The organism is Sphingomonas desiccabilis, from assembly GCF_004135605.1.
Lineage (GTDB): Bacteria > Pseudomonadota > Alphaproteobacteria > Sphingomonadales > Sphingomonadaceae > Sphingomonas > Sphingomonas desiccabilis.
Genome location: NZ_SDPT01000001.1, coordinates 342058 through 364707 on the forward strand (window position 1 = coordinate 342058; position 22650 = coordinate 364707).

Here is a 22650-nt window from a genome sequence, read left to right on the forward strand (position 1 = left end):
CAGCCTTTTGGATCAACGTCCGAGCAGCACTCGGGCTTGTCCGGCGATCTGTGCCAGGATCGCGAGCGTCGGAGCGGGCGCCAGCCGTGCCCGCGCCACCAGGGCGGTGAACTGCGCCACGCGCGGCTGGTTTTCGGCCATCCAGGCATCGACCGCCGCCTGCGGATCGGCGCCGTCGATCCGGGCGAGGAAGTCGAGCCGCAGTTGCTGGAAGTCGCGCGCGAGGCCCGCGACCAGCAGCCGCTCCCACGGGTCCCCGCTGGTGATGCGCGCCGCGGCGGCCTGCGCCCAGTCGAGCCCCAGCGCCTCGCCCAGATGGGTGAACGCATGGGCGAGCACGACTTCGTCGACTCCGCGCTCCGCCCCCAGGTCGGCCAGGCCGACGGCGCCGTCCAGGTCGAACAGGCGCACGACCCTGGCGCTCAGCGCGTCCGGGGCGCCGGCGGCGGCGAGGCGCTCGCGCATCCGCTGGCTCTGAGCGCGGGCCTCCCTCAGCAGGAGCGATTCCGCCTGCGCGTCCAGGCGGTCGATCGCAGGCTTCAGCCGCGCGATGGCCTCGGCCGGACGCATGCCCTGACGGCAGGCGCGCAGCAGGTCGGCGATCTGGACGCGGGTGGCGGCGGCGGCATGGCCGATCAGCGCGAGGCGGGCGTCCTCGCTGATCTCCGCCTGCTCGATCTGCGCCCACAGGGCGGGGAGGTCGAACAGCCGTTCGGCGACGACGAACATCGCCGCCAGGTCTCCGATCGCCGCGCCTTCCTCCTCCACCAGCTCGAACGGGTGCAGCACGCCCAGGCGGTTGATGATGCGGTTCGCGAGCTTGGTGGCGACGATCTCCCCGCGGAGGCGATGCTGCTCAATGGCGTCGCCAAAGCGCGCCTGCATCGCGTGCGGGAAGGCGCTGCACAGGTCCGGCAGGAGTTCCGGGGTATGGCCGAGCCGGTTCGCCTCGATCGCGTCCTGAAGCGCGAGCTTCGCCGAGGCGAGCAGCACCGCGAGCTCGGGCCGGGTGAAGCCCTGTCCCTCCTGCGCGCGGCGCAGCAGATCGTCGTTGGGCGCGAGCCCCTCCACCGCGCGGTCGAGCCGGCCGGCGCTTTCGAGCATCTCGATCACGCGGACATAGCTCGGCACGGTGACGGCGCCTTCGCCCTCCATGAAGGAGAGGGCGAGCGTCTGAAGGCGATTGTCCTCCAGCACCAGCCGGGCGACGTCGTCCGTCATCTCGGCCAGCAGCGCGTTGCGATCGTCGAACGCCAGGCGTCCCTCGGTCACCTCGCGGTTGAGCGCGATCTTGATGTTGACCTCGTTGTCCGAGCAGTCGACGCCGGCCGAATTGTCGATGAAGTCGGTGTTGATGCGCCCACCCCGGGCCGCAAAGGCGATGCGGGCGGCCTGAGTGACGCCCAGGTTCGCGCCTTCGCCCACCACCTTCACGCGCAGCGTGTCGGCGTTGACGCGGATGCGGTCGTTGGCGGGATCGCCGACGTCCGAATGCGCCTCATGGCCTGCCTTCACATAGGTGCCGATGCCGCCGAACCACAGCAGGTCCGCGGGCGCGCGCAGGATCGCGGAGATCAGCGAGCTGGGGTCCAGCTCGGTGTCCTCCACGCCGAGCATGCGCCGCACCGGCTCCGACAGCGGGATCGTCTTGGCGGTGCGCGGGAAGACGCCGCCACCTTGCGAGATCAGGCCCTTGTCGTAATCGTCCCAGCTGGAGCGGGGGAGGTTGAACAGCCGCTGGCGTTCCTCCCAGCTCCGGGCCGCATCCGGGTTGGGATCCAGGAAGATGTGGCGGTGGTCGAACGCGGCCTGCAGCCGGATCGCCTTGGACAGGAGCATGCCGTTGCCGAACACGTCGCCGGACATGTCGCCGCAGCCGACGACGGTGACAGGATCGGCCTGCACGTCGACGCCCATCTCCAGGAAGTGGCGCTGGACCGAGACCCAGCCGCCGCGTGCGGTGATGCCCATCGCCTTGTGGTCATAGCCGTGGCTGCCGCCGCTGGCGAAGGCGTCGCCCAGCCAGAAGCCGCGCTCCACCGCCAGTGCATTGGCGACGTCGGAGAAGGTGGCGGTACCCTTGTCGGCGGCGACCACGAAATACGGATCGTCGCCGTCGAGGATGGTCACGCCCTCCGGATGGACAACCTTGTTCTCCACCAGATTGTCGGTGATCGAGAGCAGCGTGCGGATGAAGATGCGGTAGCTCTCCGTCCCCTCGGCCAGCCAGGCGTCGCGATCGGTGGGGGCGGGGAGCTGCTTGGGATAGAAGCCGCCCTTGGCGCCGGTCGGCACGATCACCGCGTTCTTGACCCGCTGCGCCTTCATCAGGCCCAGGATCTCGGTACGGAAGTCGTCGCGCCGGTCGGACCAGCGCAGCCCGCCGCGCGCGACCGGGCCGGCGCGCAGGTGGATGCCTTCGACGCGGGGCGAATAGACCCACACCTCGCGCCAGGGGAGCGGCTTGGGCAGGCCCGGCACCTTGGCGCTGTCGAGCTTGAACGCCAGCGCCTCTGCCGCGGCCGGGGCAAAGGCGTTGGTGCGCAGCGTCGCGCCGATCAGCGCGCGCATCGCGCGCAGGATGCGGTCCTCGTCGATCGCCGAGACGGCGTCGAGCCCGCGCTCGATCGCGGCGTCCGCTTCTGCCGCGCGGGCGGCATCGGCGTTCGCCGGATCGTGGATCGCAACGAAGCGCTCGACCAGCGCCCGCGCCACTGCCGGCGCGCGGCGGAGCGCGTCGACAACGGTGCCGAGCGGGTAGGTGAGCCCGGCCTGGCGCAGATAGCGGAACCAGGCGCGGAACAGCACGACGGAGGCGGGAGCCAGCCCCGCCTCGACGATCAGCCGATTGAAGCCGTCGTTCTCGGCGCGGTTCTCGAGCACGGCGGCGACCGCTTCCTCGGCCACGCGCGTGTCGAACTGCGGCGCCCCGGCGGCGCCGGGCAACTCGACCGCAAAGTCGTGGATGAAGGACTGTGCCTCGTCGCTCAGGCGGGTCGGGATTTCCTCGACCACGCGGAAGCCGAAGTTCTCGAACACCGGCACCGCATCCGACAGCGAGAGCGCGCCGCCCTGGCGATAGAGCTTGATCCGCAGCGTTCCGTCGGGCGCGGTGAGGATGCGGACCGAGCGGCTGTCGGCGTCGCTGAGGCTGCCCAGGCGCAGCACGTCGTGCGCCGCTTCCTCGGGCGTGTTGACGTTGCGGTAGTTGATCGGGAAGGCGGTGGCATAGCGCAGCGCCAGCCGGGCGGCGGCCCCTGAAGGAGCAATCTCGCCGAGTGCCGCCTCGATCGCCGGGCTCCAGCCGCGAACCATCCGCTCGACGCGGCGGTCGAGCTCCGCGCCATCGGGCATCTGCCCCTCGCCGCGCAGATCGAGCATGTAGCGGATCAGCGCTGCGTCGCCCTCCACTGCGATCGTCCAGCTGAGCAGCCGGGCATGCGCCGCCTCGCACAGCATGTCGCCGATCGCGCTGCGCCGGCCGGTCGAGAGGTCGTCGCGCTGCAGCCAGACGAAGGCGAACAGGTGGCGGCCGAGCGGGCTGCTGATCAGCACGACCCGCGAGCGCGGCCGGTCCGCGATCGACATGGCGGTGAGCGCCAGCGTCTCCAGCGCCTCCGGCGGGAAGGCGGTGGTGAGGTCATGGGGCAGGGCAGTCAGCGCGTGCGCGAGCGACTTGCCGGCATGGCCCTTGGGATCGAAGCCGAACTGCGCCTGGAGGGCGGCGAGGTTGCGGCGCAGCACCGGCACGTCCGCGGGAGCCGCATGCAGCGCGGCGCTGGTCCATAGCCCGGCGTGGATCGACAGGCCGATGACTTGGCCGCCATCGCGGATCGGCAGCACGACGAGGTCGAGGGGCGCGCGACGGTGGACGGTCGAAAGCGCGTTCGATTTGAGCAGCAGCAGCGGGTGGCCCGCTTCGAACCAGGCGATCGCGCGCTGGCGGGAGCTCTCGGCGAGCATCTGGCTGTGGATCGGCCGGCGGGCGATGCCCAGGCAGTCGCGGTCGTTCTCGCCGGGGAACCAGCGCAGGTGTCCCAGCAGGGTGAAGTTGCGGTCCAGGAACCATTCGAGCAGCGCCCGGGTTTCCGGATCCGGCGTCTGCGCCGCGTCGTCGCGGATCGCCTGCTGCATCGGCTGCCAGTCGGCGACCGCGGCGCGGACGTCGGCCAGATTGCGCTCGATCTCGTCGCTCAGTTCCCGGCGCAGCCGCGCGTCCACGCGGTCCATCTCGATGTAGACCATGGATTCCGGCGCGCCGCCGACGGCGATGTCGACGATCGACCCGGCGTCGTCGCGCACGACCGGGAGCACGGGGTGGATGATGCGTTCGATGAGGAGATTGTGGCCGGTGATCGCGGCCGCGATCGAATCGACCAGGAAGGGCATGTCGTCGTTGACCACGGCAAGCCGCATCTGGCGGCGCCCGTCGGTGGTGACACTGTCGATGGCGACCGACGCCGAGCCGGGCGGGCGAGCGCGGGCGGCATCCGCCACCAGCCGTACCGCCGCCTCCCGCTCTTGGTTTCCGAGCCCTTCGAGTTCGCTCGGAAGCGCACCATCGAACAACCTCGCCGCGATTGCCTGCGGCACCTTATCCTCTTCGGTCATGGCAGCGATATGCGCCCCGGATTCGACCGGCTCAACCCTTGTGGCGGTTGCGAAGAATATTGCTGCGCTGCATCATCGGCGATGCATGCGGCGGATCGCTTCCTGCGTGAGATCGTCGCTGCCCTCCACGGCGCCGATGATCTCTACGCGGCCGCCCGCCGTGGCCCGGCCGAGCAGCAGGACGAATTCCTCCGTTCCTGCATCCACCGGGATCGACCCGAGTGCGGGCGCGGTGCGCAGCAGGTCGCTCGCGGACTGGAGATCGGGGAGAGCAGGCTCGCCCAAGCCTGCGCCCGGACCGTCGGCCCAGGCGGGTGCGACGGGAGCGGGGGGCGGCGCGTCGGTGCTGCGGGCGTCCGCCATCTCGGCTGCAAGCTGCGCCTGGATGCGCGCGTCGGCGACCTCCTTCCAGTTGATCACGCCATAGATGAAGTTGATCCGCTGCTGGTCCGACGAGAAGGGCATCAGGATGCCGCGGTAGAGGGTGGGATGGCCGCGTTGCGACACGAACTCCGCCTCGAACCCGATCGGCGCTCCGCTGGCCAGGATCTGCGGATATTGTTCGGTAAGGCGGGCCAGCAGCGAGTTCTGGGGCACGTCCGCGATCCTGAGGATGCCCGAGGTGACGCCGCACTCCTCGCGCACGGCATGGCCGATGAAGCGGATGCGCGGCTCGGCATCGTCGTGCGAGAAATCGAGCAGCACCCCGTGCGGGCCGAAGTCCCCAGCCGATGCGGGATCCAGCTCTTCGATCGTCGGATAGGCGCGGCCCTTCAGCAGGGAGATCCAGTGGTTGTACGCGCGGACGTGCATCCGCCGCTCGTCGCCGCCCACCATCCGCTGCGGCTCCGGGCCCTGGCCCACGCCGTCGCGGTCGAACTCCTCTCGTTCGGGCTGTTCGTCCGGCCCGCGCGCCCTGTCCATATCCGATCCCCACGGGCGTCGCTGCCCGGGCGCAGTGTGGCGGTTCATGGTAAAGGATGGGTGAAGCAATCCGCCGGGGCGCCGGCGCCGGGCAAACTGCGAAAACAGCGCAAGCGGCGCTTGCCAGCGCCGCCACCCGCTGGTAAGCGCGCGCTTCCCACGAGGCGCTGTGCGCCCCATGTGCCGCTTTAGCTCAGTTGGTAGAGCATCGCATTCGTAATGCGGGGGTCACAGGTTCGAGTCCTGTAAGCGGCACCATCCTCCTAGAGGCACTTCCAACAGGTAAGCGGCGCTGACTGAGGCGAAAGCGTCTTAGTGTGGGTGACTCACGTGGGTCCTGCCTGGGACGCTTCCGGTAGGAACGCGCGCTCAACCCACGATCCTTCCCGTTAAGGGGCTGGATCTCTGCTCTCTCTCCGAGAAGCGTAATGATCATTGAACGCGAGAACGGCTCAAACTGGGCCGGTTGCCGCCTGGCGGCTTTCAGGGATTGGAAGCATGGAAGCTGCCGTCCTTGGCCGGTAGCGGCGCGCGGCGGCCTCCGACCAGACCCGGTCGTTTTCGGACGTATCACCGAGCGGCCGCTTTGATTCCAACCCGCCGTTCGCATGACGAAACCGGCTCGTGGGCAAGCGCGGTTGGAGTCGACGCGGGCGTGTCGTGCATTTCTAGACATCGCGGGTCTCCGCGACGTGCGCCGGGAGCCTCTCTCCCAGCCTTTAACCTGTCACGGAAAAAACCGGCCTCCACTCTCACTCTATAGAATTGCTGAGGATCCCGCAGAAGGCACGAGGCCTCACTGGCAAAGGTTCTCTCCTCCAATGTCCCGCCTGGTCGCCATGTCACGTACTTCTCGTCATCCGAACATTGACTCCCAATCGTCAGCCAAATCAATCCGGCTAAGGCAGAGGCCTGCGGGCGCCAATTTGCCGGCGGCGTAGCGCTCCATGACTGCAGCCCCCCTCTTCCAAGACGGGCGGTGGCGGCGCCATGGGCCGCCCTTTGGATTGCAGGCTCGGTACGGGGCGTGGGCCGCTCATGTCCCCGCTTTGTCTGGGACGGGGAAGGTGGTAGCGCCGGCGCGCCGAACAAAGCGGGGGCGGCGGTGAGATGAAGCTTGAAGAAATACAGCTTGGACAGAGTTTGGCTGGGATTGAGCCGTCCCAGGTCGTGACGGTGGTTGCGACCGTTCCGGTCAGTGAAGGTGCTGTCCAGCTGATTTACCGTACCCCTGACGGCAACATGAAGGAACGGTTCCTCAACAGGGACGACGAGTCGGCCGTCGGCCTGGCCACCGTCGAGCGGCCCTTTTCGTTCGATGGTGATGGCGCAGCATTCCAGCTCGCCTGCGAGGCCAAGCGCATCGATCTCGCATTCCTGTTCGATCCGATGATGGCGGTGCACAGCTCGAACGTGGAGCCGCTGCCGCACCAGATCACAGCCGTTTATGAGGCGCTCTTGCCGCGGCAACCCCTGCGGTTTGTCCTCGCGGACGACCCCGGCGCAGGCAAGACGATCATGGCCGGCCTCTATATCCGCGAGCTCATCATGCGCGCGGATTCGCACCGCATTCTGATTGTCGCGCCGGGCAGCCTCGTCGAGCAGTGGCGCGACGAGCTTTACGAGAAATTTGGGTTAGAGTTTCACGTCTATTCGTCGCTACTCGAACAGACCTCCCCGAGCGGGAATCCGTTCGAAGACTATCCTCGCCTCATCGTCCGGCTCGACCAGCTCTCTCGCAATGAGGAGCTGCAGGACAAGCTCTGCGCGCCGGGTTGGGACCTCGCCGTATTCGACGAAGCGCACAAGCTCTCGGCCCACTATTTCGGCTCAAAATTGGAGAAGACCGGGCGCTTCCGTTTTGCCGAGAAGCTCGGCGCGCATGCCCGGCATCTGCTGCTGATGACAGCGACGCCTCACAATGGCAAGGAAGAGGACTTCCAGCTCTTCCTCTCCTTGCTCGACTCCGACCGTTTCTACGGCAAATTCCGTGACGGCGTGCATAAGGTTGACGCCTCCGACCTCATGCGTCGCATGGTCAAGGAAGAGCTGGTCAAATTCGACGGCACACCCCTCTTCCCTGAGCGCAAGGCGTACACGGTTAATTATGAGCTCTCATCGATCGAGGCCGCCTTGTACGAAGCGGTCACCAATTATGTGCAGACCGAGATGGGGAAGGCCGACCAGCTTCAGGGCGCGCGCAAAGGGTCGGTGGGCTTTGCCCTTACGGCATTGCAACGGCGCCTAGCATCGAGTCCCGAGGCAATCTTCCAATCGCTCAAGCGCCGCCGCGAGCGGCTGGAGAATCGGCTGCGCGATGAAAGCTTCGGCGCGAAAGGTCGTATCGGGCTTGCCGAGACCTATGCCGACGCCCCCGAGGACGAAGAGGACCTGAGCGCAGAGGAGCAGGAAGCGCTCGAAGAGAGCCTGATCGACGATGCGACCGCCGCAAAGACTGTGGTCGAGCTTGAAGCCGAGATTGTGATCCTGAAGGGCTTGGAGGACCAAGCGCGGGCAGTCGTTGCTTCCGGGCAGGACCGCAAATGGGACGAGCTGTCCAAGATCCTTCAGAACAACCCGGATACGCGCGACGCTGCGGGGCGGCAGCGCAAGATCATCATCTTTTCCGAGCATCGCGACACCCTGAACTACCTACGGGCGCGGATTGCCGGCGTGCTCGGCAATCCCGATGCTATCGTCACCATTCATGGCGGTACTCACCGGGACGATCGTCGCCGGCTCCAAGCGCTTTTCCGCTCCGATCCCGACGTGCGCGTGCTGGTGGCGACCGACGCCGCGGGCGAAGGCGTCAATCTTCAAAACGCGAATTTGATGGTCAACTATGACTTGCCGTGGAACCCGAACCGTCTTGAGCAGCGGTTCGGTCGAATTCACCGCATCGGCCAAACCGAAGTCTGCCACCTGTGGAATCTGGTCGCCAAAGAAACCCGAGAAGGCGACGTCTATCATCGCCTGCTCCTGAAGCTCGAAGTCGAGAGCCAAGCACTTCACGGGCGCGTCTTCGACATTCTGGGAGAAGTGTTCGATGAAACCAGCCTCAAGGACCTTCTGATCCAGGCCATCCGTTACGGCGACCGACCCGACGTGCGCGCGCGCCTGACGCAAAAGATCGACCAGGCGCTCGATCGAGACCACTTGAAATCTCTCTTGGATCGCCATGCGCTCGACAAAACGACGATGACGCGGGAGCGGCTGTTCGCGGTCAAAGAGGAGATGGAGAAGGCCGAAGCCCGGCGGCTGCAACCCTTCTTCGTTCGAGCCTTTTTCACCAAGGCGCTCGACGCGCTCGGCGGTACCGCGCATCCGCGCGAGGCTGGGCGATACGAGATCAGCTACATTCCCGCGACGATCCGAGAGCGGGATCGGCGGCTGACAGGGCGAAACCGGCGCGAGCATGAACCGGTACTGCGGCGCTACAGCCGCATTTGCTTCGAGCGCGAGGCGGTCCAGCCAAGCGATAGGCCTGGGCTAGAACGCGCGGTGCTGATGCATCCTGGCCATCCGCTCATGCTCGCGATGTCCGATATCATCTTGGAGCAACACACCAACCTCCTCCGTCAAGGGGCGATCCTTATCGATCCAGCTGACGAAGGGGTCGATCCCGCGCTGCTCTTCTTGCTGACGCACGAGATCAGCTCCGGCGATGGCGCCACTCTCTCCAAGCGCTTGCAATTCGTCCGCGTCGGCCCGGACGGGCAAGCGACCTTCGCCGGCTGGGCGCCGCATCTCGACCTGGAGCCTTTGCCTGAAGCCGAACGCGTCCTGCTCAACGATGTTGTTGAAGCGCCCTGGCTGTCCTCCGGGCAGGAAGCGCGTGCTCTCGCGCTCGCCGCCACGACATTGGTGCCGGAGCATTATGGCGAAGTCGCGCAGCGCCGCATCGACCATGTCGAGAAGACCTTGAATGCCGTCCATGAGCGGCTGAGCAAGGAAATCGGTTTCTGGCAGGATCGCTGGCTGAAGCTCAAGGACGATGCCGAGGCCGGCAAGGACGTGCGGCTCAACCTCCAGAATGTCGAGCGCACGTTGGGCGATCTTCAGGGCCGCCTCGAAAATCGTCGGAAGGAGCTTCAGGCCCAACGCCATGTCGTGAACGGCACGCCAGTTGTGCTCGGCGCGGCATTGGTCGTGCCCGCCGGTCTGATGAATCGACTGCGCGGGCATGAACCCGCCGATCCGATCGCCGCCACTTTCGCGGTCGATGCTGCCGCGCGCTCGAGAATTGAGCAGCTCGCCATGACAGCCGTTCGTCAGGTCGAGGAAGCGCGCGGTTGCCACGTCGTCGATGTCTCCGCCGCCAAATGCGGTTGGGATCTGACCTCTTATCGGCCCGCCATTGATGGCAGGCAACCGGAGCCGCGGCATATCGAGGTCAAAGGTCGCGTGAAGGGCGCCAGCACCGTCACCATCACCCGCAACGAAATGCTCTATGCGTTCAATCAGGGCGACAAGTTCGTGCTCGCAATCGTCTTTGTCGGCGAGGATGACACCATTGACGGACCGCACTACATTCAGCGGCCGTTCGATCGCGAGCCGGGCTGGGGAGTCGCTTCGATCAATTTCAATCTGAACGATCTGCTCGCGAAGGCAGGCGCCGCATGACCGCGCTGCGCCTCGACACATTGTCGCTGACGAATTTTCGTTGTTTCGCTCGCTGCGAGATCGTCTTCCATCCAAACTTGACCGTGCTGGTTGCGGAAAATGGCAGCGGCAAAACCGCAGTTCTCGACGCCGCCGCAGCGGCGCTCTCGGTTTTCGTCAACGCCCTACATCCCTCAGAACCGGTACGGCGGCTTGATCGGGCCGATGTGCGCTTGCTGCCCGATCACGACCGCGTAATGGCCCCCTGCCTCCCGGCTGGATACGAGGTGCAGGGCGTTGTGCAGGACCGTTCGGTGACCTGGAGGAGTGAGGTCAAGACCTATGGTGACAAGGTTCGCCCGAGCACGCGCGACTTTCAGCCGCTGACCAACGCGGCTCGCGCACTCCGCTCAGAGGCCACAATCCTGCCGTTGATCGCATACTACGGAACGGGACGCCTTTGGAGTGAGCAGCGCCTCACCGAATATCGGCGCTCCTCAGTAACCAACGTTGAGGAGCGCGTTGCTGGCTATACCGACTGCCTCACATCCTCGTCGTCATTCAAGGGGATTTCGGCCTGGTTTGAGCACCGCTTCCGGCAGACAGCATCGCCCGCCTTTCGGGAAAGCCTGCCGGCCAATCTCGCGATGATTTCCGGCGTAAAAGAGGCGGCCGACACAGTCCTCGCACCCACCGGTTGGTCGAATCTCCGTTGGGACTCGAACTTCCACGCCATGGCGGCCGATCATGTCGTACAGGGCGAACTGCCCTTGCTCATGCTGAGCGATGGCGTCCGCACCATGCTCGCGCTTGTGGCAGACGTCGCCCGGCGCTGTGCCAGCCTTAATCCCCATCTGAGTAATCGGGCGTCCCTCGATACACCCGGCGTGCTGATCGTCGACGAAATAGACATGCACCTCCACCCACGCTGGCAGCAGCAGGTGCTCGGCCTTTTGCAGCGCGCCTTTCCGGCTCTTCAGATCGTCGTCAGCACGCACAGCCCGCACGTACTATCCACCGTGGATAAATCGTCGATCCGCGTGCTGCATGTCGACGGTGGCGACACGGTCGTCGAGACACCCGCTATTCAAACGCGCGGTGTCGAAAGCGCCGATGTGTTGGCTAGCGTTATGAACGTCGATCCGGTGCCCGATCTGCAGGAAAGGGCTGAGCTGAGCGCTTACCGTGCGCTCATCGAAGATGGGCAGGCAGATGGTGCCGACGCAACGGCGCTTCGGAAGCGCTTGATAGATCATTTTGGCGAGAGCCACCCTGTTATCCTCGAGTGCGACCGCCTCATCCGGTTCCAGCAGTTCCGTGTTGGCAAGAGCCGTCTGGAGCGATCGTGATATGCGAAAGCTTAATCGCGCTGCCGTCCCGGCACCGCCGTGCCTCGGCGGCTACCAACATGGCACCCATAACTGGGCCGATGTCTCACCCGAACACAGGGCTGAGATCAGGGCTCAGCTTGAGACGATGCAAGGGAAACGGTGCGCCTACTGCGAAGGCGACATTGAGGTCCTCGGACAGCATATCGAGCATTTCCGCCGCAAAGGGGATCCCGCGTACCGCCATCTGACGTTCGATTGGAACAACCTTTATTGGTCTTGCGGCCAGAATGATTCCTGTGGCCATTTCAAAGACACCGGCGCCGGTCCATATAACGTCGCGCACCTGATCGACCCCTGCCTTCACGATCCGGACGGCTTCTTCGTCTTTCGTTCCGACGGGACGGTCAGTTTGAGGCCTGGCTTGTCCGAGCAGGACGAGCATCGCGCGAAGGAGACGTTGCGCGTATTCTCGCTCGACGCCGATCGGGGGCGGCTTCGTGCTATGCGTAAAGCAGCCGTTTCCGGATATGTGGCCGACGCCGATGAAGCGGCTAATGCAGGATTGTCGCCCGAAGATATCCGGGAGTACTTCGCCGACGTGCTCGAATACGCGAAGAGCTTCCCCTTTTTTACAGCCATCAAGCATGTGCTGACGGAAAGCTAATAAGAATGACCATTGATATCAAAGCCCCGAAGAAGCTGATCGAAGTCGCACTACCGTTGGACGCGATCAACGAGGCTTGTGCGTACGAGAAGATGCCCGGGATCGGTGCGCATCCCCGCGGCCTTCATCTATGGTGGGCGCGACGCCCCCTGGCCGCGGCCCGAGCAGTAATCTTTGGACAAATGGTCAACGATCCGTCCTGGAAGTGGGAATTGGAGCATCCGGACGAGATTCCACCGAGCAACCTCAAGGCCAGTTGGGCTGCGAGCCGAAAGCGCCTTTTCGCGATCATCGAGGACGTGGTGCAATGGGAGAATACTTCAAACGAAGCGATCTTGGACAAGGCACGATCTGAAATCCGCAAATCGTGGCTTGAGACCTGTGAGCTCAACAAGGATCACCCGCAAGCAACCGAACTGTTCGATCCCGATAAGCTGCCCGGGTTTCACGATCCGTTCGCCGGAGGCGGAGCGCTGCCGCTTGAAGCACAACGCCTGGGGCTGGAATCGTGTGCTTCTGATCTTAATCCGGTTGCTGTCCTGATTAACAAAGCGATGATTGAAATTCCGACGAAGTTCGCAGGGCGCTCTCCGGTGAATGTCGATACTCGTAACGATCGGGATCTTGTTGGTCGAGAGTGGAAAGGGCCGCAGGGGCTAGCCGAGGATGTGCGCCATTATGGCCAGTGGATTCGGGACGAGGCGCAAAAACGTATCGGACACCTCTATCCCGCCGTAGCAGTCACTGCCGAGATGGCTGCGGCACGTCCCGATCTAAAGCCGTTGGTCGGGCGAAAACTCCCGGTGATCGCTTGGATGTGGGCGAGAACGGTAAAAAGCCCGAACCCTGCTTTCCGGCACGTGGACGTTCCGCTTGCTTCGACATTTGTGTTGTCCAGCAAGGAAGGCAAGCAGGCTTACGTCGAGCCCATACTTGACGGTGATGACTACCGCTTCGAGGTGAGAATCGGCAAACCGTCGATAGAAGCAAAGGCCGGAACCAAGCTGGGCCGGGGTAGCTTTCGATGCCTGCTCTCTGGCGCTCCGATCAGCGGGGAATATGCCAAAACTGAAGCTCGCGCCGGGCGGATGGGGACGCGATTGTTGGCGATTATCGCCGAGGGCGTCCGCGGTCGTGTCTATTTGTCGCCAACGGCGGAGCATGAGTCTGCAGCCCGAATCGCTGAACCGCTTTGGAAGCCTGAGGTTGAGTTTTTCCAGGACGCTCTCGGCTTCCGAGTTGGTAACTATGGAATGAGTAAATGGAGCGACCTATTTACCCATCGCCAGCTTGCTGCGCTGACTACCTTTAGCGACCTGGTGAAAGAGGTGGCGGAGAAGGTGCGGGCCGATGCGGCGGCGGCAGGCCTCACTGGTCGAGAGGGAAGTCTTGAAGCGGGGGGTGATGGTCCTCAGGCTTACGCCAATGCTGTGACAGTCTATCTTTCCTTCGCCATAAGTCGCTTAGCAGATTTTGGCTGCTCACTCGCGACCTGGAAGCCTTCTGGGCAGCAGGTCATGCACCTATTTACGCGTCAAGCGATCCCGATGACCTGGGACTTTCCTGAGTCAAACTTCCTCGGGAATTCGTCGATTTGCTGGGACAATGCAGTCAAATATGCACACGAGGCACTAATAGCTGGGACGGTTGCTAAGCCATTCGCGCCGGGTGTTGCTATGCAGGCGAACGCGATGGAGCAAACCTTGTCGAATAATCGCGTGGTTTCGACAGACCCCCCGTATTACGATAACGTCGGTTATGCTGACCTCTCAGACTTCTTCTATGTGTGGCTTCGCGCCACATGCCGGGATATTTATCCTAACCTGTTCGCCACGCTGACTACGCCTAAATCGGATGAGCTCGTAGCAACGCCTGAACGACATGGAGGCCAGGCCAAAGCCGAGTCATTCTTCCTTGAGGGTATGACTAAGGCGATGCATAGACTCTCCGACCAAGCGCATCCGGCATTCCCTCTGACCATCTACTATGCCTTCAAGCAGTCGGAGACCGATGACTCTGCAGGCACAGCAAGCACAGGATGGGACACATTCCTCGACGCCATTATGCGGGCCGGGTTCGCCATTACTGGCACATGGCCGATGCGAAGCGAGCAAGAGTTTCGTATGAGAGGTATGGGCTCCAATGCTCTTGCATCGAGCATTGTACTTGTTTGTCAGCGGCGACCTTCCGCCGCAGACACCGTCTCTCGTCGTGCGTTCTTGCGGGAATTGAACCAAGTGCTTCCGCAGGCACTGGACGAGATGACTCGGGGGGCTGGAGACGATAGGTCGCCAGTTGCGCCGGTCGATCTTTCGCAAGCGATCATTGGTCCTGGCATGGCTGTCTTTTCGAAATACGCTGCGGTGCTTGAGGCTGACGGGACACCGATGCCGGTGCGGACTGCCTTGCAGCTCATCAATCGCTTCCTAGTTGAAGATGACTTCGATCACGACACGCAATTCTGCCTGCATTGGTTTGAACAATATGGCTGGAAGGAGGGGCGGTTTGGCGAAGCCGATACGCTAGCGCGCGCCAAAGGCACCAGCGTTGATGGCGTAAAGCAGGCAGGTGTTCTCTTCGCCACCGGCGGCGTCGTGCGTCTTTTGAGGTGGGCTGATTATCCGTCTGGGTGGAACCCTGTCGATGATGATCGGCTCCCGGTGTGGGAGATGCTGCATCAGTTGATCCGCGTCTTTAAGTCGGAAGGCGAGAATGGCGCGGGCAAGGTACTTGCCGCGGTGGCGGCGAAAGCCGAGTCGACGCGGCAGCTTGCATATCGTCTCTATACTCTTTGCGAGCGAGCGGGCTGGGCAGAAGATGCCCGCGCCTATAACGAAATCATCACCAGCTGGAGCGCCATCGAATCTGCCGCCGCGGCGGCCCCGAAAGCGCGCCAAGACGATCTGTTCGGTTGAAGGGGGCAAGCGTGAAACCTTGGCGAGAAGTGGCCGTACCCCACCAGGACGTGCTCGAAGGCACGTTCCAGCAATCGGAGTTCGCGGCGGACATCACTGCAGTTAATTCCGGCAAAGCCAGCCGGGAATATCAGGATGCCGCTGCCTTCTTCGACCGCACCTTCATCACCGAAGGCATGGGCCACTTACTGACGCAGGTCGCTCAGCGTCTAGCCGGTAAGGGCGGTGAACCGGTCGTGCAGCTTCAGACCGCCTTTGGCGGTGGCAAGACGCATACCATGCTCGCTGTCTATCACCTCGCTACGCGTAAATGCGCTTTGTCCGATCTCGCTGGCATTCCCGACCTCGTCGATCGAGCCGGATTGATGGATGTGCCGCAGGCTCGTGTTGCCGTCGTCGACGGCACTGCGCATGCGCCCGGTCAGCCTTGGAAGCGCGGTAGCCAGACGATCAGAACGCTTTGGGGCGAAATGGCTTGGCAGCTCGGCGGCGCGGACGCTTTCGCACTGGTAGCCGACGCCGACGCGACGGGCACTTCGCCTGGTAAGGACGTCTTGCGTGATCTTTTGGAGCGCCATGCCCCATGTGTCGTGCTCATCGACGAACTGGTTGCCTATGTACGTCAATTTCCAGAATCACAGGCGATCAGCGGTGGGAGCTACGACACCAATTTGTCTTTCATTCAGGCCCTCACCGAAGCGGTGAAGCTGGTGCCACGCGCCATCGTTCTCGCTTCGCTTCCGGAGTCGGACCTTGAAGCGGGAAGCCAGCGCGGTGTCACGGCGTTGCGGGCGCTCGAGAAGACTTTTGGGCGGGTGCAGGCACTTTGGAAGCCGGTAGCGACAGAGGAAGCATTCGAGATCGTGCGCCGACGGCTGTTCGAGCCAGTGCGCGATGAGAATGCTCGCGAAGCCGTGTGTCGCGCCTTCGCCGACGCCTATATCGCCGAGGGCGTAAAACTCCCGGCAGAGACACAAGAACGGCGCTATCACGACCGGCTCTTGCATGCCTATCCAATCCACCCGGAGGTCTTCGATCGCCTCTACGAAGATTGGACCACCATCGACGGATTTCAGCGCACCCGCGGCGTATTGAAGCTCATGGCGAAGGTGATCTTCCGCCTGTGGAAGGACGACAACAAGGATTTGCTCATCCTACCCGGCAGTCTGCCTCTTCACGATGGCAGCAGCCGTAACGAGCTGACCTACTATCTCCCCGCCGGCTGGGACGCAGTGATCGAGCGCGACATCGACGGTGATCGCGCAGAAACGACGGCTCTGGAGAACAAGGAGCCGCGCTTCGGTCAGGTCGGTGCGGCTCGGCGCATCGCCCGCACCATCTTTCTCGGAAGCGCGCCGGCCTCCGTCGCGTCAAAGGTCGCTGCGCGAGGTCTCGACCGCGCGCGCGTGATTCTGGGCTGCCTTCAGCCAGGGCAGGCGTCATCCGTATACGCCGACGCGCTTGGGCGGCTTACCGATCGGCTGCATTACCTCAACACCTCGGGCGACAAGGGCCAGGACACAACTAGGTTTTGGTTCGACACTCGCGCCAATCTGCGGCGGGAGATGGAGGATCGCAAACGCCGATTTGACGACCGTACGGAAGTGCGCGGCAAGATAGCCGACGTTCTGAAGAAGACTCTCGGAAGTGTCTTCGACGGCGTGCATATCTTCACGCCGCATGGCGATGTGCCGGATGATACCGCCTTGCGCCTGGTCGTTTTGCCACCAGAAATTTGGTACACCCGAGAGGAGAGCCGCCTGGCCCTCGAAGCAGTGCTAGAGATCATTGCTAAAAACGGCCCTAAGCCGCGTTATCGCAGCAACCGCCTAATGTTTCTTGCACCCGATCATGGGGTCCTCGCGCGGCTCACCGACGCGGCGCGGGTCACGCTCGCTTGGAATTCGATCGTCGAGGACGTGAGGGAAGGCCGGCTCAACATCGACCTGTTGCAGAAGAATCAGGCCGAGAAGGAGCTGAAGGGTGCAGAGGAAGCACTGCCCCGCGTGGCTCGCGAGTGCTATAAATGGCTGCTCAACCCGATGCAGGATGCGCCGACCAGCTCCAAGCCGACCGTGGAAGCATTCGCACTCAATACTGCTGGCGCTTCGGTCGGGAGCGAGATCGAACGAGTCTGCACGGATAACGAGCTGGTGATTACGACTTGGTCGCCGATCCACCTGCGGACGAAGCTCAGGGAACTTTACTGGAAGGGCGAGCAGAGGTCCGCGAGCGCGGCTGGGTTTTTCGAGGATACCTTGCGCTATCTGTATATGCCGCGCCTCAGAACGCGGGATGTTCTGACACAGGCAATCCGCACCGGCGCCGCCAGTATAGATTTCTTTGGCACGGCCTATGGCGAAGCCGATGGGAGACTTGAGGGCCTTTCGCTGGGTGGCCGCGATGTCGTTTTTGACGACACCCTGCTGCTGGTCGAGCCTGGCGCAGCTCAAGCTTACGATGAGGCGAGCCGATCGAGCGTGGTTTCCGTCCCCGCGGATACGTTGCTTACAAGCGAAACCCCTGCAACGCCGCCGCCCCTCCCTGGCGAAACAGGGCCCTCGCCAGGAGCGACGACGCCCGCGCCCGCATTGCCGGTCACCAAGCCGAAAACCTTTCATGGCTCGGCCGATGTCCCGACGGCCACAGCCAAAATGCGCCTAGTGCAGCTCGCTGACGAGATCGTCGCCGTGCTTGCGAGCGACCCGAATGCAACTGTTCGGCTGGTTGTGGAAATTTCAGCAGAGTTTCCCGATGGTGCCAGCGATGGGGTGAAGCGGGCCGTTTCGGAGAATGCCAACAGCCTCGGACTGAAGTCGGCAGAATGGGAGTGAACCGGCCGTGCCGCATCACTCGCGTCACTGACTCGGCCCGGCAAACGGCTGTATCGGTACCGTCTGACGTGCTCCCCAAAGCTCCTCCACTCATAAGTGGAGTCCGGGGTCGCCGGGATGCCCTGGCGGGTGGGGTTGCGCAACGCGCCTAGCAGCATCGGCGGGTATCAGCCCGCCCATACCGCTGCCATCCGCAACCGAGTCTGCCGAAACGTCCAGGGCAACCGGCTTGTGTGGCGCTGCCCTGGCCTTTTGACTTAAGGACGTCCTCTGAAAGGCGGCTCGGGTCCGCTCTTCCGGTTGTGAACTGCCTACCAGCCGGTCCTTCCGCGACATGCCAATTTCAACTCTTAGGCTCCCGCCAACATCTGCCCCAATGCTAGCCGACCACCGCAATCGTTATGGTCAAACGAGATGGCTGATATCCGCTTTCTGGCGTCCCTCGGCGAACTCGTGACGTCTGAGAGGGAGCGCCTAGCGGTCGTGCCTCCCCCGCTTGGTCGACCGCCTCTATGAGGTCGCGCGCGATCTCTCGATTGGCCTTGCGCGTCGCGTCTAGGCCTGGTGCAGTTCCGCGCATGCAGGTCGGGCAGTTTAGCAGCGGCTGGAAGGGTGAAGTCCTGAGTATTTCGCAGGCTAGCGACGGGGACAGATTGCTTCAACTCCGCATTGATGCTTGAGGCGTGCAATGGAAGTCTCAGTTCCCTCGCACTATGTCGTACGGCAACTCCTGCGCGACCAAAAGCGGCGCAAGGACGCTTACCGAAGCTGGTTCGATAGGGCCTACGAGGATAGCTGGAAGAGCCGCCAGCCAATGCCCAAGCCTTCCGCGGCCAAACTGATAACGTTCGCCAAGAATTTTGTCGCCCAGTTCGAGGAGGCGAACGCTTTCAATCGGCGCGACACAGGTAGCATCGAACGGCTGCGGCTAAAGGCAGAGGCCGGCTTTAGTACCGATGCGCACGTGCTGTGGCCGGTGACTTTCGGGCTAAACCGCCTGAACCCGGATCCTGTATACGCTGAGCAGGCGCTGATGCTTGTGAGAACCGGAGCCAAAATCACCCGGAACAAAGTGTCGGTTTATGAAGCACCCCTCTGTTTTTGTTGGACCAAGCACGCCCTGGAACGCATCTGTGAGAGAACGTCCATCGGGAATAACCTTCTGCCGGTGCTTACTGCCCTGAGCAGTGAATCGATCCGGCGTCTTGCTCTTTTGTTGGGGCACGGCTTGCAGAAGCGGACTGTCGATCCTCTCAACCCAGGAATCACAGCATGGATGCCCTTCCTGGATGGCATGGCGGTATTTACACACCGGCTGGTAGCTGCACCTAATTACGCGCTGGACGTTGGATGGAAGTTCAGCTTCACCCGGCAGCGCTTTTCGCAGACTTACCTAAAGAAAGATCTTTTGTTGCCACGAACTGCGGATAGTTGCCGCGGCGACAATCAGCTTGTAGCTGCCGTGTGGTTCATGACCACCTTTGTAGGCCGCCATCAGCTGTCGTCAGATCAGTTGAAATACATTTCTGCGGTCAACCGTCTGATCAAGGCCGCGCCGCCTGCCCTCGTACAGGAGGCGTACGAGGCGTGGTTTGACCCGGACACAATCAACCAGCCTGGTGATGAGGAGGTGGTTTACCCTGATGGTGAAGCAGGAATAGCGCTTGCAGCAGCGGTGGACGCCTTGGGGAGACCTTTTTTCAAAGCTCTCGCAAGGGATCCGGTGGTCTACCTACTCGCCGACGGGACGACCTCGACTGCTCTTCGAGAGATGTCTTAGAATTTAAGTTGCGATTAGCTGCTCAAGCAGCGTTGTAGATTTCGAATGGCCGCGCGCAAGAAGACCATCTTAGATTACTAGTTGTTGAGAGAAGCAGTGGCCTCATACGAACAGGTCTCGCGACCTGTCTATGCGGGGCGCTTAGCTGTCGTCCTCGCCCGTCTAATCAAGCGCATCTCGGAGTATCGCGCAGCCCCAAGGTTGGTTCCGAATGCATCTCCGAAGGTCGTTACGGATGCGGAACGAACGGTATCTTATCTGGAGGTGAGGAGAGAACCGATTGCATGCCTGCAAAGGCCTATTGCGATCCGGTCACCGGCCTTCCATGATCGCCGCGCCTCCCGTGAAAGCCGGGGGGCGGGGCGTGGAAACCCCGGTCCAGTGAACTCGGTCGCGAACGCTTGTTCGAGGCCGGGTGGCATGCGCGCATGTCCAGTCGGCTCCGGCCGATAAAGGCGCATGCGCCTGATCACTGACCAGGTTTCCAACATCCGGCTTCGGCCGCCGTCCCCGAGAGGTACATAGGGGCGGCACGAGGTTGAGCCGAAGGTCGCTCCGCAAGAGGGGCGACGACACCATGACGACATCCACAGTCACGTCGGCGCGAGCGTTCGCCCGGCGCGATGTCGCGTGTCCGCTTTCCAACCAGCATCAACAGAGGGAACACCACGTGATCGATCAGACCACACTTAAAAGCATCGAAGACCTGCACCGGCTCAAGAATGAGGGGGTGATCACCGAGGAGGAGTTCGAGCGCTCCAAGGAGAAGCTGCTGTTCGGCAGCAAGCCCGCCAGCCAACCACGTCCAGCCGTTAATCCGTTCGGTGCGCCGCCCACTGCGCTGCCTGCGGTAGAAGATCACAAGGGCTGGATCATGCTCCCGCTCAAGCGATATGCCGAGTTCACCGGCCGATCGACGCGGCGGGAGTTCTGGATGTTCCAGCTCATTTACCTGGCGCTGTTTGTGGTCGGTTTCCTCGTCATTGGCGGGAGCGTCGACGCCTATGGTGAGACGAGTGCGCTCGGCGGTTTCATGCTCGCCATGATCATGCTCGCCTTGCTCGGCCTCCTGGTGCCGCTGCTGGCTGTCGAGGTGCGGCGCTTCCACGACCAGGATCGGTCCGGCTGGTTCGTGCTCCTCAACCTCATCCCCTACGTCGGCGTCATCCTCGTTTACGGCATGATGCTGGTCGACGGCACGCGCGGCGACAACCGCTTCGGGCCCGACCCCAGGTCCTCCTGAGCATCGACCGAAGAAGCGCCCCGGAATGGACCGAGGCGCCTTTTCTTTGTCACAGAGGAGAACATAGCATGTACATGGCTGTCACAGTGACTCCGCTCCGGCGGCAAGGCTGACAATGGCCCAGATCATCAGCATCCTGCTGCTTGCGGCAGTCGCGGTCGTCGCCCTCAAGGTTGCGCTCCTGCTGCTGCTGCTCGCGGGCTTGATCTTCCGGACCAGAGAGACGCTGGCCCTCATCATCGTGCTCGGCGCACTTGCGCTCCTGCGTGAGTACCCAGTCGCCAGCATGGTTGTGGCGGGTGCGGCCACACTCCTGGCCTTCATGAAAGTTGGCGCCAAAAAAGACGCTACGAAGCTGCCGGACAGCTGACCACACTCAACAACCCATCACCCCCAAAGGGCGCCCGGACAACCTCCGCGGCGCCCTTTTTGCATTTGGAGAACATGCAATGCTTATCATCGACAGCACAGCCGCGATGGCCAGTGCGCTGGACCAGCCGTTAGATGAACACCTGATGATGCTGCTGACCACTCGGCGCGATCAGCTGAATGGATCAGACGACCTTGGCGAGACAGCCCGCTTCCTGGTTGTGGAGCCGCGGGATAGCCTTGCCGAGGTGGAGGCGGCGATCGGTTTCCCGCTCGTCACCGACATCGCTGACGGCATCTGCCTGGACGATCCGGACACGGTGCCGTCCTGGGAGTGGGCCGAACACCACGAAGGCGGCTGGATCGAGTTGGCCTTCATCTTCTCGGACGACGGCGCGGCCGATGTGCTGCTCGTTAACGACAGGGAAGGGGGCGACCCCGACCTCATCGATCTGCTGCGTCATCATCTAGCACTCGATCACGAACAGACCGGCTCGCTCGTGCCCTGAACGTCCATATTCCGGCGGCTTCTGAAAGCCGAAAACGTCGGAAATCCTCGAAACCAGCATTGCCGCTCAGCGCGGCCCCGCAAGCGTCCAGGCACCAGCCGTGGGCGCTATTTTTGTATCTGGAGACATCAACATGATCCACCTGCTCGATCGCGCCGGCATGGAGCGCGCCCTCACGCTTTCCCTCGAACCGGACCTGCATGCGCTGCTGAAGGTCCACATCGATCACCTCACAGCTGGTGATCACGACCTGACCGACTGGACCGAAATCCTGATCGTCCAGCCTGGAGACACGGAAGCCGACATCGTGCGGCACGTTGGCTTCTCACCGCTGGTGGAGCCGATTGACGGTATCCGCTTTCCCGATCCCCAGTTCCAGCCGCACTGGGACTGGCTCGCTCAGCACGACGGCGGCTGGTTCGAAATGACCTGCACCTTCGGCAGCACATTCGCCTACGTGCTGCTCATACAAGATGCCGAAGGGGGCCTGCCGAGCTTACTCGCTATGTGCCGGCAGTACGTTGACTAACACTCATAGCCTGCTCACGAAAAAGCAGTGTTGTATTTTTGTATCAGGTATTGAGGGGTGGCGTGCCCCGATCTATCTGCGTTGGTGCTCGACACCGGCACCAATCAGCCGTCGAGAAGTCTCAGCCAAGTGGCACGAGGCGTCCGAATGAACCGGATGCCAATCGCCCGCTGAGCAGTCATCAGCACGAAAACGCATCGGGTTCGAGCCTTGCTATGTCGGCGAGGTCGGGCTCCTTCTCATGCCGGCAGACAACCGGCCCTGGGACATGTTTCTTGAGCCCGGGGGTTCTCCGCTCCCGGACCTGTGCCTTTGGACCATTGGTCCTCCGATCCTGCC

At 62.9% G+C, this 22650-nt stretch carries 12 protein-coding genes and 1 tRNA gene; 11 read left to right on the top strand and 2 right to left on the bottom strand.

Annotation, left to right across the window (positions count from 1 at the left end; all coding sequences use genetic code 11):
* Positions 1-12: 12 nt before the first annotated feature.
* Positions 13-4611, bottom strand: a complete 4599-nt coding sequence (locus tag EO081_RS01585; protein WP_129340199.1) for an NAD-glutamate dehydrogenase — start codon at positions 4609-4611, stop codon at positions 13-15.
* Between the two features lie 72 nt (positions 4612-4683).
* Positions 4684-5535, bottom strand: a complete 852-nt coding sequence (locus EO081_RS01590) for a PAS domain-containing protein (protein ID WP_129340200.1) — start codon at positions 5533-5535, stop codon at positions 4684-4686.
* A 182-nt stretch (positions 5536-5717) separates the two neighbouring features.
* Here EO081_RS01590 and EO081_RS01595 point away from each other — a divergent pair.
* The 11 genes from EO081_RS01595 to EO081_RS01645 all read left to right on the top strand — a co-directional run bounded on the left by EO081_RS01595 (position 5718) and on the right by EO081_RS01645 (position 22311).
* Positions 5718-5793 (top strand) — tRNA-Thr (locus EO081_RS01595).
* Positions 5794-6645: 852 nt separating this feature from the next.
* Positions 6646-10158, top strand: a complete 3513-nt coding sequence (locus EO081_RS01600) for a helicase-related protein (protein WP_129340201.1) — start codon at positions 6646-6648, stop codon at positions 10156-10158.
* Positions 10155-11486 carry an AAA family ATPase gene (locus EO081_RS01605; RefSeq protein ID WP_129340202.1) on the top strand — a complete coding sequence of 444 codons (1332 nt, stop codon included), beginning with the start codon at positions 10155-10157 and terminating at the stop codon, positions 11484-11486. The genes EO081_RS01600 and EO081_RS01605 overlap by 4 nt, the downstream gene beginning before the upstream one ends.
* A 1-nt stretch (position 11487) precedes the next feature.
* Positions 11488-12132, top strand: coding sequence for a retron system putative HNH endonuclease (locus EO081_RS01610; RefSeq protein ID WP_129340203.1), 645 nt, complete (start codon positions 11488-11490; stop codon positions 12130-12132).
* Between the two features lie 5 nt (positions 12133-12137).
* Positions 12138-15047: a DUF1156 domain-containing protein gene (locus EO081_RS01615; protein WP_129340204.1), complete on the top strand. Its 2910-nt coding sequence runs from the start codon at positions 12138-12140 to the stop codon at positions 15045-15047.
* Between the two features lie 29 nt (positions 15048-15076).
* The gene (locus EO081_RS01620; RefSeq protein ID WP_206364336.1) at positions 15077-17881 is read left to right on the top strand and encodes an ATP-binding protein; all 2805 of its coding nucleotides are present in this window, start codon (positions 15077-15079) and stop codon (positions 17879-17881) included.
* Between the two features lie 688 nt (positions 17882-18569).
* Entirely contained in the window at positions 18570-19661 is a 1092-nt protein-coding gene (locus tag EO081_RS01625) for a hypothetical protein (RefSeq protein WP_129340206.1), read from the top strand.
* Positions 19662-20331: 670 nt separating this feature from the next.
* Complete coding sequence (locus EO081_RS01630; protein WP_165284436.1) at positions 20332-20904, top strand: DUF805 domain-containing protein; 573 nt, start codon at positions 20332-20334, stop codon at positions 20902-20904.
* Positions 20905-21019: 115 nt separating this feature from the next.
* Entirely contained in the window at positions 21020-21274 is a 255-nt protein-coding gene (locus EO081_RS01635; RefSeq protein ID WP_129340208.1) for a hypothetical protein, read from the top strand.
* A 79-nt stretch (positions 21275-21353) separates the two neighbouring features.
* Positions 21354-21782, top strand: a complete 429-nt coding sequence (locus tag EO081_RS01640) for a hypothetical protein (protein ID WP_129340209.1) — start codon at positions 21354-21356, stop codon at positions 21780-21782.
* A gap of 133 nt (positions 21783-21915) precedes the next feature.
* Complete coding sequence (locus EO081_RS01645) at positions 21916-22311, top strand: hypothetical protein (RefSeq protein WP_129340210.1); 396 nt, start codon at positions 21916-21918, stop codon at positions 22309-22311.
* Positions 22312-22650: the final 339 nt, after the last annotated feature.

Bases quoted from the DNA above. Each gene is read 5' to 3' on its own strand.
- EO081_RS01605 (WP_129340202.1), top strand. From the start codon at position 10,155: ATGACCGCGCTGCGCCTCGACACATTGTCGCTGACGAATTTTCGTTGT.
- EO081_RS01585 (WP_129340199.1), bottom strand. From the start codon at position 4,611: ATGACCGAAGAGGATAAGGTGCCGCAGGCAATCGCGGCGAGGTTGTTC.
- EO081_RS01635 (WP_129340208.1), top strand. From the start codon at position 21,020: ATGGCCCAGATCATCAGCATCCTGCTGCTTGCGGCAGTCGCGGTCGTC.
- EO081_RS01645 (WP_129340210.1), top strand. From the start codon at position 21,916: ATGATCCACCTGCTCGATCGCGCCGGCATGGAGCGCGCCCTCACGCTT.
- EO081_RS01625 (WP_129340206.1), top strand. From the start codon at position 18,570: ATGGAAGTCTCAGTTCCCTCGCACTATGTCGTACGGCAACTCCTGCGC.
- EO081_RS01615 (WP_129340204.1), top strand. From the start codon at position 12,138: ATGACCATTGATATCAAAGCCCCGAAGAAGCTGATCGAAGTCGCACTA.
- EO081_RS01640 (WP_129340209.1), top strand. From the start codon at position 21,354: ATGCTTATCATCGACAGCACAGCCGCGATGGCCAGTGCGCTGGACCAG.
- EO081_RS01600 (WP_129340201.1), top strand. From the start codon at position 6,646: ATGAAGCTTGAAGAAATACAGCTTGGACAGAGTTTGGCTGGGATTGAG.
- EO081_RS01590 (WP_129340200.1), bottom strand. From the start codon at position 5,535: ATGGACAGGGCGCGCGGGCCGGACGAACAGCCCGAACGAGAGGAGTTC.
- EO081_RS01610 (WP_129340203.1), top strand. From the start codon at position 11,488: ATGCGAAAGCTTAATCGCGCTGCCGTCCCGGCACCGCCGTGCCTCGGC.